The organism is Rheinheimera sp. MM224, from assembly GCF_947090785.1.
Taxonomy (GTDB): domain Bacteria; phylum Pseudomonadota; class Gammaproteobacteria; order Enterobacterales; family Alteromonadaceae; genus Pararheinheimera.
This window is the reverse complement of record NZ_OX352320.1, coordinates 310,501-325,076: the sequence shown is the minus strand read 5'-3', so window position 1 is coordinate 325,076 and position 14,576 is coordinate 310,501. Positions and strand designations below refer to the sequence as shown.

General features: G+C 47.6%; 5 protein-coding genes. 1 reads left to right on the top strand and 4 read right to left on the bottom strand.

The window, feature by feature from the left end; translation table 11 throughout:
- Positions 1 to 17: 17 nt before the first annotated feature.
- A complete protein-coding gene (locus tag OM978_RS01590; RefSeq protein ID WP_264344961.1) occupies positions 18 to 683 on the top strand; it encodes a hypothetical protein in 666 nt (221 codons plus the stop codon).
- On the opposite strand, the gene OM978_RS01585 is transcribed toward OM978_RS01590, so the two are convergent.
- The 4 genes from OM978_RS01585 to OM978_RS01570 form a co-directional block, all read right to left on the bottom strand.
- The gene (locus tag OM978_RS01585; RefSeq protein WP_264344959.1) at positions 674 to 898 is read right to left on the bottom strand and encodes a hypothetical protein; all 225 of its coding nucleotides are present in this window, start codon (positions 896 to 898) and stop codon (positions 674 to 676) included. The genes OM978_RS01590 and OM978_RS01585 overlap by 10 nt on opposite strands.
- Positions 899 to 1,058: 160 nt before the next feature.
- Positions 1,059 to 12,068 carry an Ig-like domain-containing protein gene (locus OM978_RS01580; RefSeq protein WP_264344957.1) on the bottom strand — a complete coding sequence of 3,670 codons (11,010 nt, stop codon included), beginning with the start codon at positions 12,066 to 12,068 and terminating at the stop codon, positions 1,059 to 1,061.
- 41 nt (positions 12,069 to 12,109) lie between these two features.
- The gene (locus tag OM978_RS01575) at positions 12,110 to 13,195 is read right to left on the bottom strand and encodes a TIGR03032 family protein (protein WP_264344955.1); all 1,086 of its coding nucleotides are present in this window, start codon (positions 13,193 to 13,195) and stop codon (positions 12,110 to 12,112) included.
- Positions 13,196 to 13,225: 30 nt separating this feature from the next.
- Positions 13,226 to 14,551 (bottom strand): S8/S53 family peptidase, encoded by a 1,326-nt coding sequence (locus OM978_RS01570; RefSeq protein ID WP_264344953.1) that lies wholly within the window; start codon positions 14,549 to 14,551, stop codon positions 13,226 to 13,228.
- Positions 14,552 to 14,576 lie beyond the last annotated feature (25 nt).

Sequence of the window (14,576 nt, the reverse complement as noted above, 5' to 3'; positions counted from 1 at the left end):
CTGTCGGGGAGTCATCTATGCGCTTTTTATTACTCTGCCTGTTTTGCGTTCAGTGCAGCACTTGCCTAGCCACAGCACGACAGATTGATGTCGGCGCATCCAATAATTTACCTCTTGATCACCCCAGTATCTTATTAATGGAAAAAGCCTATCAACAATTAGGCTATCAGATGAAGCTGGTGGTTATGCCACTGGAACGCAGTGCTTATGAAAGCAATAAAGGACTGATGCTTGATGCCGAGCTTAGCCGAACAGCTGAAGCGGCTACCATGTTACCTAATATGGTCCGGGTCAAAGTACCTATAGGGCATATCCGTATTACGGCTTTTAGTCGTGATCCCGCCATCCAGATTAGAAACTGGCAAAGCTTAGGCATTTGGCGGGTGGATGTTTTACGGGGAATTTATCTGGCCAAAATCAATATGCAGGGCCAACAATACACCGAAGTAAACACTATTCCGCAGGCTATACGGAGGCTGTTATCAGGCAGGGCTGATATTGCAGTGCTCTTGGGGGATGAAACCGAATGGCTGTTAAAACAACAGGCTTATCAAGGTATTTACACTATTGCACCTGATTTGGCCAAAACCGAAATTTTTCATTATGTGCATGAACGTCATGCGGCTTTAGTTCCACAGTTGGAAGCCGCATTACGTCAGTTAACTGTGCAGGTTCAACGGTAAGACTTAAAACGGGCAGCATCCAGTATCGCAAACAAGTGTGCGATGCCACCAATAATAAGCGGGATGATTAACCACCACAGTGCATAACCCACCACTGTGATTGCGAAAAACAGAATAGCTGCTATCAAACGGCCTTGTAACAATTGCCCTAAACCTGGGATAAACAAACTACATAATGCGGCTAATACGTTACCACCTGAGCCTTGTCCTGACATTTACTTTTACTCCGATTTACTTTTGCACTCAGCTTAACATAACAAAGCGATCTGAAAACCCGCAGCCTTTATTTGTCACAAAACATAACAAGGTAAAACTATCCTGTGTAGTAGAAATACAAAAGGGCGGTAAACACCGCCCTTTTGAGAAAAAATGCAATTAAAAATCGTAGCGTAAACTCAACAACCAGCTACTAACATCATTCGCTTCCAATTGCAGTTGTTGATAACCCAAGCCGACTTTCCAGTCATCCGACACTTTGTAATTCAGTTGTACACCCAAGAACCAATTTTTGCCGTCATCTGTTGAATATAACGTGGTATCGCCCATCGTACTTTCGACTTCACTATCCCAATTCAAAACTCCCAATGGCACTTCCAGGTCCCACTGCTCGTTTTGCCATAAGGTAAAACGGCCAGCTATAGTCCAGCCATCCACCAGCACAGGGCTCACTGCTTTGACCAATTCATGGTATTGCTCTGGAGTCAGACTATCACCGCTGATTTGACTGCTGGCTTCACCTGAGTCCTGATACCCTATCTCCAGCGAGAAATAAGGGTGCAGCTTGTAACCTAAAGTGATGCCATACAAGCTATCGCTGTCATCAAAGGCCGTGATGGTGCCGCTGGGTAATTCTTCTACCAGGCGGTTTTGTTTCTGATCGGCCTTACTCTGTCCTACCGCACCTTGCAGGTACCAATTTTCGCCCTGACTAAAAGGACTGAAAGAAAGCAATGCGACAGCGGCAACACCAAAGACTGAACGGCGACGCAACATCACAGCTCCTGCTAATACCATCCCCATCCACCAGGTCATACTGCCCCCACTTGATTTGTTATCTACTACTACATCCTGATAAGCGCGGACTGTGACACTGACTGAACCCGTTGCGGAGTCGCCAGAGCTGTCTGTCACTGTATAACTGATGGTATCTACCCCATCAAAACCTGCTTTTGGTGTGTAACGCAGGCGTTGATCAGCTTCAATACTGACAGTTCCTTCCAACGCACTGGCTGCACTAACGGTCAATACATCACCCTCGGCATCGGTGTCATTGGTCAGTACAGCTATCAGTATCGCTGTTCTGTCATCAGTGGATGCAGTGTCATTTACCGCCACTGGTGCAGTATTGCTAAACACGTCCACCACCAATTCACTGCTTGCAGTGCCACCTTTGCCATCGGTAATACTGTATATCACTGTATCAGTACCAACAAAGTCAGGGTTTGGTGTGTAGCTTAACTGTTGATCAGCCAGAATAGTCACAGTACCGAAGCTACTGATTGCCTGATTGACCGTCAAAGCATCTCCGTCAACATCCGTGTCATTCGCCAGTACATTCACATCCACACTGCTGTCCACCAGAACCGAAGCTTCATCCGCTACTGCAACAGGCAGATTGTTACCATTAAGCTCAACGGCTACACCGCCTGGGTCAACAATCGCACTGTTGGCAATACCGTCTGCATCGTTAGGACCACCATCTTCCACAGTCACCTGCACACACCAGTGACCTTCAGTTAAACCTTCAGTCCAGACTGCATCACCCGGAGGAGGACAGAAACCACGCTCACCGGCCGCACTGGAGACCGAGTTACGCTCATTGCTGACAAAATCAACCCAACCTGTGACATCATTAAATTTACGATACACGGCATTCGCCGGTATTGGTAAACGTTGTGGTATCACCAGGCTGTAACTCTTACCCTGTTCAGGCAAACCATAAGCGATAAAGTCGAAGATACCGCCTATATTAACTGCCACATCGTCTGTTTCAATGGCATCTGTTGCAATCTGCAAACCACCGGCATCAGTTTCTGCGGCTACAGTACCCAAACGTAAACAGACACCTGGCTCACCTTCAGCCACAAACTGAGTTTGTCCCAATAACTCTGTTGGCATCACGTTACATTCGTTAATCGCATCCTGATAATCCGGAATACCATCACCGTCTGAATCTGCAAAACCTTCCTGATCATCTGGCACTAAATCGCCATCCGTATCAGCAGAGCCTAGCGTCGGTAAGTTTGGCCGGATCACAATAAAGACTCTGGACGTTGCAGACAAACTAGGAGTTCCATTATCTGTAGCCGTATAGCTAACCAGATATAAACCAGGCCCTTGCTCTGTCGGATCAAAACTTAATTGAGTTTGATCTGAGGTTACATTATTCAGACGACCAAGGTTCCAGACTCCAGTAATTTGATCCTGTGGATTGGCATCAGTCACAGTGGCAGTCACAGTCACCAAACCGTCCCCTTCACTGATGGTCAGACGATTTTCGTTATTCTGATTCACAGTTAAAGACACAACAGGAGCTATATTGGCTTCACTGATCACAATCCGACTGACGCGCTGGCTGCCACGATTCACGCTACTATCCAGCGTAATAATGACATCTTCAGGTGAATCAGCCTGACCATCTTCCAACACATTAAAGCGGATGGTCGTGCTCAGGCCTGAGCTGATCTCAGCTACACCGGACACCAGTGTATGGTCGTTGCCATTTGCACTGCCGCTGACAACATAAGGTACAGACACCGGATAGACAGGGGCCGGACCATTCAATATCACCTGAACCTCAACTTCGCTGCCTTCGGTCACCAGTTGATCTTTGCTTAAGGACACCAATGGATTCACCCGAACCCGCTGGGCTTTAGTGGCGGTATTGCCATCAGCATCCGTGGCTTGCCAGTAGACAATATGCTCGCCTGGCGCAAAAAACAGACTACCGTTGATCAGCGATACTCTCAGACGACGACCGTTACGATCCACTGCTGTTGCAGTACCCAACTGCACGCGGGTAAACAGCGCTGTTGCATTCACTTCGATATCAGCAGGCACTGTAATCACCGGCAGGTTTGACGCTGCACCACCCTCGATAATCAGGTTTACATCAGCACTATCACGTCCGCCTTTACCGTCAGTTACTGTGTAACGCAGACTGACAGGGCCTACATAAAGGGCTGGCGTGGTCAGAGTTAAGCCCTGAGCATTAAAGGTCACAGTACCCACTGAAGTAGAGGCACCATCAATGGTCAGAGTGTCTTCATCGACATCGCTGTCATTAGCTAATACCGCCAGTTGATATTGGTTACTCTCAACCCGTTGCAGGCTGTAGCTATCATCTTCAACTTGCGGATTATCATTCACAGCTGTGACAGTCAGGCTGATAGTGGCGACAGCAGAGCTGGACTCCTCATCATTAGCGACGAAACCAATACTGTCTGTGCCATTAAAGTCCTGCTCTGGTGTATAGACCAGCAAGCTGCCCTGCACTGTCGCAGTACCGTGTTCAGGCTGAGTAACAATTTCAAAGCTCAATTCATCCTGATCTGGATCTTGCGCTGTCAGCGTCAGGCTCAGAGGTGTGTCTTCAGCTGTAGTTGCAGAGCTGTTTGCTGCTACTGGTGCGTCGTTAGTGTTTGTCACTGTCAGCGTAAAGGCTGGCAGGGACGCACTTAAAGTGCCATCAGATACACTAATCACAATACCTGCTGTTGCACCTACATTCGCATTAGCCGGTGTTCCACTTAAAGCACCCGTCGCTGTATTAAACGTGGCCCATGTCGGTTTATTCGCAATGCGGAAGGTCAGCGTTGTACCAGTGTCTACATCCGCAGCTGTTGGCACAAAGCTATAGGCTGCTCCCTGAGCTACTGTCACAGCAGGCGAACCTGTGATGGTTGGTGCATCGTTGATATTTGTCACTGTCAGCGTAAAGGCTGGCAGGGACGCACTTAAAGTGCCATCAGATACACTAATCACAATACCTGCTGTTGCACCTACATTCGCATTAGCCGGTGTTCCACTTAAAGCACCCGTCGCTGTATTAAACGTGGCCCATGTTGGTTTATTCGCAATGCGGAAGGTCAGCGTTGTACCAGTGTCTACATCCGCAGCTGTTGGCACAAAGCTATAGGCTGCTCCCTGAGCTACTGTCACAGCAGGCGAACCTGTGATGGTTGGTGCATCGTTGATATTTGTCACTGTCAGCGTAAAGGCTGGCAGGGACGCACTTAAAGTGCCATCAGATACACTAATCACAATACCTGCTGTTGCACCTACATTCGCATTAGCCGGTGTTCCACTTAAAGCACCCGTCGCTGTATTAAACGTGGCCCATGTTGGTTTATTCGCAATGCGGAAGGTCAGCGTTGTACCAGTGTCTACATCCGCAGCTGTTGGCACAAAGCTATAGGCTGCTCCCTGAGCTACTGTGACAGCAGGCGAACCTGTGATGGTTGGTGCATCGTTGATATTTGTCACTGTAATGTTGAAGCTTTGGTTGGCAAATAAACCCGCCGCATCAGTGATCCGTAACGTAACTGAATGTACACCTACGTCGCTGTTGCCTGGTGTACCGGACAACAGACCTGTGCTGGCATTAAAGTTCAGCCAGGCCGGTTTGGTGACCACTGAGCGGGTTAAGGTATCTCCCACATCCACATCTGTGCCCGCAAAGCTATAGCTGTAAGCAGAACCCTGAGTCGCCACTGTAACCGCTGTTGAGCTGACTAGAGGTGCGTCGTTGGTGTTGACTACAGTAATTGCAAAAGCAGGCAAGCTGGCACTGGCTGTACCATCACTGACACTAATGACTATACCGCTGGTTGCACCCACATTGGCGTTTGTTGGAGTTCCGGTCAGTGTACCTGTTGACGCACTGAAGGTTGCCCAGGCCGGTTTATTACTGATGCTGAATGTCAGGGTAGTACCTGAGTCTGCATCAGTTGCAGTAGGCGTAAAGCTGTACAGACTGTCTTCATTCACTGAGGTGGAAGCAGTCCCTGAAATCAAAGGTGTTGTGTTGTAGCGCTTCAGTACAGTGTCAGTCACTACTGAACCAGCATTGCCTACGACATCGGTTAGAATGACGCTTAATTGCAATGTGGTTTCAGCCAGAGCCGTGACATTAATAGACCCCACTTGCTGAGTTGCACTGCTAACAGTGCCTGAACCAGTTACAGAGTTTGTACCGTCTGACACGCTGTAGTTATACACAGTGCCAACTTCTGCACCAGCAAAGACAAAACTCATGGCTGTCTGGTTAGCTGCGTTGATAATATCCTGCACAATAGCAGCGCTATAACCTGACGGTGGTAATAAGTCGATCGTCAGCTCGTTGCTGGATGCATCAGTACCTATATTGCCTTGAGCATCTGTAGCACTTATAGCCACGTCATAAATACCATGATCCAAAGCAGCGATCAGGTTATCAGCTAAAGTCCAGCTACCATTACCATTATTGGTTGGAGTAAGAGTTTGCCCATCTACTGTCAGGCTTAAGCTGGCAGTCACATCATCCACCGTGCCTGTAAGCCCTGGCGTAGAGTCTGCGGTAGTCAATGCAGTGACTGTGACAACAGGAGCAACAGAATCCTGAGTGATAGTCACCACATCCACTGCCGCTGAAACGTTGCCAGCTTTGTCTTTTGCGATCACGACAAAGTTGTTCTCTGTATTTGTTGTCAAAGGCGCATTGAATGACCAGATACTCGTGGTAACAGTCCCCACTTCCGCGCTGGCCAGCACAGTGCTGTTATCTGCGACCCCATCATTATCAGAGTCGGCAAAGAGTTCGATAGTCACTCCATCTTCACTATGAGTACCTTCGATCAGTTGCGTAGAAGTATTGACAGAAACAGCTGTGACCGGAGCTGTAACCGCAGCTGCAACAGGAGCAATAGAGTCTTCAGTAATAGTAGGCACATCTACTGCTATCGACTCATTACCTGCGGCATCTTCAGCGATCACTACATAGTTGTGCTCTGTATCTGCGGTTAAAGCTACGTTTGGTATACTCCAGTTACCATCAGCATCAACTATTGCCTGACCTATGTCATGACCCGGACTATCTTCAACACCGTTGTTATCGGTATCAACATATAAACTAACAGCCACGCCTATTTCACTATGAGTACCTTTAATTTCATAATCAGCAGCGTTTACAAATACAGCTTCAGCCGGGTCTGTGACTACAGTAGCAACAGGAGCTGTAGTATCGACCTGAGCGTCAGGGTTGTTGGTACCTGCAAAAGTCAGGACAGCATCATTATTGCCCGAATCACGGATGGTATCGCCATTCAGCACGATGCTGCTTGCAACAATAGAAACACCTGAGCTGTCGGTATTTTGTCCTGGCAGTACCGTATAGCTATAAGTCAGTACAGTACCTGCTGAACTTACAAAAGCAGCCTGCTGGGTCGACCCATCAATATCTATACCTAAAGTAGAGTTAACACCAGACACTGTCACTGAGTCATTTAATGTCACAGTAAAGCTGATGGTATCTCCGGCTTTATAGTTACCATCAGTAACAGCCACAGCAGTGACAGCAGGTACATTGGCGTCTTTGATCACAGTATCTGTGACGGCTGAACTGACGTTATCCGCATCATCCGTTAAGGTCAGGCTGATAGTTAAAGTGCCATCAATTAAACCTGTAACGTTGACTCCGCTGATTTGCTGCGTAATAGAACCTACTGCGATACCAGACGCAGTAACAGGAGTGCCGCCATTGCTGCTGGTGATGGTGTATTCAGCTGTCGTGCCTACCTCAGCACCAGCCAAAGTAAAGCTAACTGCAGTTTGGTTCAAGCTATCAATAGAAGTCTGATCAAAAGCCACACCTGTAATAACAGGTGCATCATGATCGACTGTATGAGTACCGCCGCTGGTAAAGGCCGGGGCCTGATTACCCGCCAGATCGGTTATACCGGACGCGTTAGTATCTAATCGTAAAGTGCCAGTACCTGAAATAGTACTCACTGTAACATTGACACTGGTACCCGAAGCTGCCGAAACACTGGCAGCAGTACCTGAGGCACTACCTGTTGCTGTTACAGTAAAATCGCCCGCCGCTAAACCATAAACCGTATCATTAAAGGCCACAGTAAAAATCACACTGGCGGCATTAGCTAAAGCGGCACCATCCGGAGTTGAACCCGTGACTGATGGTGCAGTGGTATCAATAGTCACTGACAATCCAGCAGAAACCAGTGATTCATTATTAGCAGCGTCCGTCGCTTTGGCTGTCAGAGTATGACTGCCTTCACTCAGCGCTGAACTGGTCATACTCCAATTACCACTACCATCGGCAGCTACAGTTCCAAGCGCGGTGGTTCCGTCTGTATCATATAAAGTAACAGAGCTGTTTGCTTCCGCAGTACCAGTGATTGTTGGTGTGGTGTCGTTGGTAATATTATCTGTTGAACTCTCCCCTGTATCTGAGCCTGCCGCTAAATCAGGAGTTGCAGGTGCTGTCGGAGCTACCGCATCTACTAACACCGCAGCTGTGCTGCCTACAGAATTCAGAGTTAAAGTCAGGTTATTGCCACCGGCATCTTTTAAAGTACCGCCATTCAGATCCACGGCTGAGGAAACAGCAATACCATCACTGTCCGCATCACCCACTTGCACTGTGTAACGGAATGTCAGCACACCGGTACTTGAACCGGAAACATAAGTGGCGTACACAGTGGAAGCGCCAAGCGTCAGAGCAATACGTGGCGTTCCGCCAGCAATGTTCACTGTAATATTTTGATTCGCGTTCACTGTGAAATCGAGGTTTTGCCCTACTTCATAAGTCGCATTAGCTGGCACGCCAACACTGCTGATAGTCGCCACAATAGTGTCGACTGTGGCATTGCTGCTGTCCGCAGTGGTGGTCAAATTACCAGCGGTATCAGTTGCACTGACCGAAACATTCAGGTTAGTACCATCAATCACACCAGCCACTATGCTATAGGTAGCACTCCAGGTACCACCGCTATTGGTCGCAGCGACAGCCGCACCACCACCAAATGCAGAGAAATCAATAGTAACAGTGCTGGCTACATCCGTATTGTTGTCGCCACCTGCACCATTGTTCCAACTGGCAGTGACAGTATCGCCGACTATATAAGCACCACTGGTGCCTGAGCCTCCGGCAATGCTGATATTAGCATCTGTGACTGTGGGTGCTGTGGTATCAATAGTCACAGATAATCCGGTTGAAGCGACTGACTCATTACCCGCTGCATCTGTGGCTTTTACCGTCAGAGTATGAGCACCGTCAATCAGAGCTGAACTGGTAATACTCCAGTTACCACTGCCATCGGCAGGTATAGTTCCAAGCGCAGTGGTTCCGTCTGTATCATACAAAGTGACTGTGCTGTCCGCTTCTGCAGTACCAGTGAGTGTTGGAGTGGTGTCGTTGGTAATATTATCTGTCGAACTCGCCCCTGTATCTGAGCCTGCCGCTAAATCAGGAGTTGAAGGTGCTGCTGGAGGCGCAGCATCCACCAATACCGCAGCTGTGCTGCCTACAGAATTCAGAGTTAAGGCCAGATTATTGCCTGAACCGTCTTTTAAAGTACCACCATTCAGATCAATAGCTGCAGCAACTGCAATACCATCGGCATCCAAATCAGCTGCCTGAACTGTATAACGGAAAGTTAAATTAGGCGAAGCAGAGCCAGAGATATAACTGGCATAAACAGTTGAAGAACCAATGGTTAAAGCTAAACGCGGAGTGCCGCCAGTGCTGTCAACCACTACATCGCTTGCAGAAGCTATGCTGACAACAAAATCAAGGTGATCGCCCGCTTTGTAAGTTGCATTAGCCGGAACACTGACACTTGCCACGGCAGGCGCCACATTATCCACAGCGGCATTACTGCTGTCGGCCTGGGTTCTTGTATTGCCAGCATTATCCATTGCTGTGACAGACACATTAAGATTTGTCGCTTCAATGGCGCCCGAAGTCAGAGTATAAGTAGCCGTCCATGTACCGCTGCTATTGGTTGCAGCTACAGCAGCACCACCACCAAAGGCTGAAAAATCAACTGTGGTTGCACTGATGGTATCGCTGTTATCGTCACCAATAGCGCTATTGTCCCAACTGGCAGTGACAGTGTCACCGATAATGTAAGCACCCGCAGTTCCAGTCCCGCCTGAAATACCGATATAAACATCGGACACAATAGGTGCAACAGTATCGACCGTCGCGTTAGTCGTATCTGCGGTGGTCGTGGTGTTGCCGGCGTTATCCACTGCGCTGAAAGAGACATTACGGTTGGCGGCGTCAATCACACCAGCTGTGAGGGTATAGGTAGCTGTCCAGGTACCTGCACTATTAGTCGCAGCTACTGCAGCTCCCCCACCAAAAGAGGAGAAATCTACTGTTGCGCCACTGATGGTATCGCTGTTGTTATCACCACCCGCTGTATTGTTCCAAGTAGCAGTGAGCGTATCACCAATTTTATAAGCACCACCAGTACCTGTTGCACCTGAGATGCTAATGTTGGCATTGCTGACTGTCGGTGCCACACTGTCGACCGTAGCATTGGTGGTATCTGCTCTTGTAGTTCCACCTTGCGCATTACTTGCGGTCACACTGACATTGCGGTTAGCTGCATCTACAGCACCAGCTGTGATGGTGTAGCTTGCAGTCCAGGTGCCGCTACTTTCAGTTGCAGCCACTGCAGCGCCACCGCCAAAAGCTGAGAAATCAACCGTCACCCCAGTGATGCCTGAGTTATTGTCCCCACCAGCTGTATTGTTCCAGCTTGCTGTGACGGTATCGCCAATTTTATAAGCACCACCTGTGCCACTGGCACCTGAAATACTGATATTGCCATCTGTCACTGCTGGTGTTGAAACAACCAGCACACCAGTAGTCGCTCCCACCGAGTTCAGAGTTAAAGTCAGGGAGTTGGTCGCCGCATCTCTTAAAGTGCCACCATTAGCATCAATAGCTGCCCCTACAGCTATACCGTCCGTATCTACGTCTGTGATATCGACTGTATAACGGAACAGCAAAGCACTGGTACCAGTGCCACTGACATAAGTAGCGTATCTTGTGGTGGCACCTATGGTTAAGGCGATCCGAGGGGTACCGCCACCAGTGTTTACAGTAACGTTTTCACTGGTATTGACAGTAAAATCAAGGTTTTGCCCTGAAGAATATGTAGCATTCGCTGGAACAGAGACGCTACTGACCGTAGGATCAACACCATCTATAATCAGGTTTTTATTAGCACCTAATGAATTTGCCGCACCAGGGCTGGCTAAAGTCAAAATAGCATTATTGGTTGCGGCATCGCGGATGGTGCCACTGTTCAAAGCCAAAGCAGAAGTGGACGTATAATCCAGATCGGGACTGCTATGGCCTGCTGCCACAGTGTAATTAAATTCAAGTGCGGAGGTCGTAGAACCTGAAGAATAGTTCAGCACAGTATCTGTAGTGCCGGTTTCCAGAGTCAGCTGTGGCGTACCAGTTACTGTGACGTTTTTTGAGAAATTAACAGTCACAGATACAATGTCACCGGTATTATAGGTGCCGTTAGCACTGGAGCTAGTGACTGAAGTCACAGCTGGCGCCACATCATCGTTGGTGATAGTGCCAGTAGCTGTTGCGTCAGAGATAGATGCACCAATAGATGGATCAGACAATGTCAGGGTATAGGTTTCGTCAGTTTCAATCAGCCCATCGCCCAGGATAGGTACATTAACAATAGTTGTAGTTTGACCAGCCGCAATGGTTGCTATATTTGTGACATGAGTATAATCACTGCCCGCTGTCGCGCTCACCGGCGACGTGGTGTAGGTTACAGTGACGGGGTCCAAAGTTGTCCTGTTCAAGCTCACGGTATGCGCCATATTGGTGCTGCCACTGTTCCCTTCGGCCATAAAAGCATCGGCCACAGAGAGACTCAGATCACAATCTGCATCTACTGAACAAGTGACACTTGGGTCATCCTGGCATAAACCGGGACTACTGGTGATACTGGTGATACAGTTCCCCACAGTTCTTATCAGCTCATTCACTCCCCCCACTGCTTTTACACCATCAAAACGTGAACCAGCCTGGCCTGAACTGCTGTTTTTATTCAGCATCTGAGTTAGATACTGCTGCTGTAACGGCTGCAGCTTCAGTGCAGGTTCAGCTTTTTTTGCAATAGTGGCTGTATGAAGCGGAAATGTTTCCGTTGATTCTGAACTAAAGGCAGAAAAACTATCCTGTGGTGTATCAGGCTGTTCAGCCACCTGAGCAGAAGTCAGTACTATAGGATTTTTACTTTTAAGCACCGAAGATACGTTACGCGACGAAGCCGACGCCATTCCGGGTGCCAGCGCTATAATTAGCGGCAAACCATTTTTTATCCATTGATAGTGTTTTTTCATCGCCTAACTCCTTTGCACCCTGTCCGCGCAAACCTTCGCTTTTAATATATAAACAACTCTGTTGTTCTGGGGTCCTGTAACCCCAAAATCTCAGGCTGTACCGATTGTTCAATCACAGCTACGTCGTATAACTGACTGACATCTCCGTCAAAACGGCAATAAGCCACAATAGATAAGTCCGTCATATCCACTATATAAATTCCAGCATGCGAATCCTGATACTTCAGTGCCACAGGTAAAGGAGCAGCTCTCTCACTGACTCGAAATTTAGAGCAGCACACAATCATATAATGCTGGTAAAAAGTTAAAGCCCGCGTAAAACCTTGCACTTCCAGCAAAGTTTCAGCGGTTTTTGTTACAGGGTCATAACACATCACTGTGCCATAACCTGAATTACATACATAAACTTTGCCTTCATACACCTTAGGTGAATGCGGCATACACAAGCCTTCCATCACAACCTGATTGTTTTGCACGTCAATCAGTAAGCCGGTATCCAGACTCGTTTCATCACGCCAGTTTCGCCCTTCAGCAAAAGGCCCAAAACAGGTGGCATAAGCAGGTTTACCGTCCAACATCGCCATGCAATTTAAATGAGCAGCACCATCTCCTGTTGGCCCATTTAAAAACATCGGCCACCAGCGAGGTTTAAAACTTAAATCTGGCTGTAAAGTACAAATACAACTGAATCTGCTGTTGACCAGCCATAAACCACCGTCACCCCAGGCAATATCATGGGCATTAATTTCCCCGGTGATATGACTGTTACGAGGCACAAACAAAGCATCCGACTGCAAATCAATTTTATTTGCCATTTCCGCGGATAGTTGGTCATATCGGTAATAATTAATAATTTCGGTATAGGCCGCTATCGTTAGCTTATTGTCTTTAATAGCTAAGCCTCTGGGTCTGGCAGCCGGCACCAACAAAGTATCGATATTATCATTTTTTTGCCGTAATACAATTAATCTCTGGCAATCATATGAAGTAACTGCAATAGAAATGTGAAAAAGTTGCAGGAATTGCAAAAATGACGGTGTGGCAGAGGATGAAAAATCATAGTTCTCTGTAGGTAATTCATTAGGGGCATCTACTTCACGCCCTACTGCAGTTTGTAATACTGACACTCCATATCCTCTTTACATCAACAACTTACATCAATTTTTTGTTAGTTCAGAAACAACTTTGGGTGCATTAAGCACCTTATAATAAAAACTCTGCCCCTGTGGCAGTTGTTGTTTAACCCTAGTTCCGGTTTCAGCTAACAATAGCTGCAATTCGGCTACAGTCAAATCCGGCCTTAAAGATCGTATCAAAGCCAGCCATCCTGAAACCAAAGCCGCAGAAGAGGATGTCTTAGCAAACATCTCGTACTTGCGACCAGGCAATTGGCTAATGGTCAGCATATAACTGGCGGCTGCTATATCCACAGTGGCATCCCAGCTGCTGTCAGCCAAAGTTCCACGATGGTCGGTGGCACTGACAACCAGTAGTTCAGGCATAGCGGCAAGCCCCTGATTAGGCCGAAACTGTGGATCTGCGGCTACCACTACCATAATGCCTTTACCACTATTAGAAGCACTCACTAAATAACGTAAATAATCACGTACAGGTGTCGCTACCCAAGGCAATAACCAACTTATATTGATCAGATCGGCTTGCTGCAACTCTGATGTAACCAGTGCCTTTAACAGGTTTGAAGTCCAGGGTCTTTGTAGCTTCAGTGCTATTAATTCAGCATCAGGAGCTATACCCCAAGCATGCCCTGTCGAAAATTTCGACACATTGTGCAGTAAATCGGGCCGCGGCCATATCAGACCAGCTACTTTATTACCATGTTTTTGCCTGGGCTCTGGCACAGCACCAGGAATATTCAGATCAATATCCCAACTGTGTTTCAGTTTCACCTGCTGTAAGGCCGGCAAATTTAACGAAACTCCGGTATCAATCACAGCCACTTTTGTACCGCCACCTTTAGTGTGCAACCATAACTTATCCAGAGCTAAGTAGTCTGCGACCGAAAAAGTATCAGCGTTGATATACAAGGTATTGTGCAAAGATTGGGGTTTCGTTTGTTGAGGCCTGAGTGGCAATAAATCTGGCTGCAAATAAAATAATGCCGGGTGCTGCTGTAACTCTTTATAAAGCTGCAACGTACTGGCTAAATTCGTTAAGCTCAGTTGATAGATAAATTTTCCCTGATACTGATGCAGTAAATCCAGTGCAGTAATGGCCGTTTTATAACCGCCAGGCAAATCTGTTAGTGCAAGTTTTCTCTTCGTCAGCAGAATCAACCGGCTCGCCACTTTCACTTGCTGCTGTATCGGCAATAACAAAGCCAGAGTTTCGCTTTGACCCGTCTCAATCTTCTGTTCAAACTGCAAAATCAGTTTCTGTTCCGGCTCGGCTAAAGGCACAGACAAACCAGCTGATACTGTTGCACTGCAGAACATCCATACCACAGCGCATAGCTTATTGATCACGATAAACCCCTGATGCACATTTATC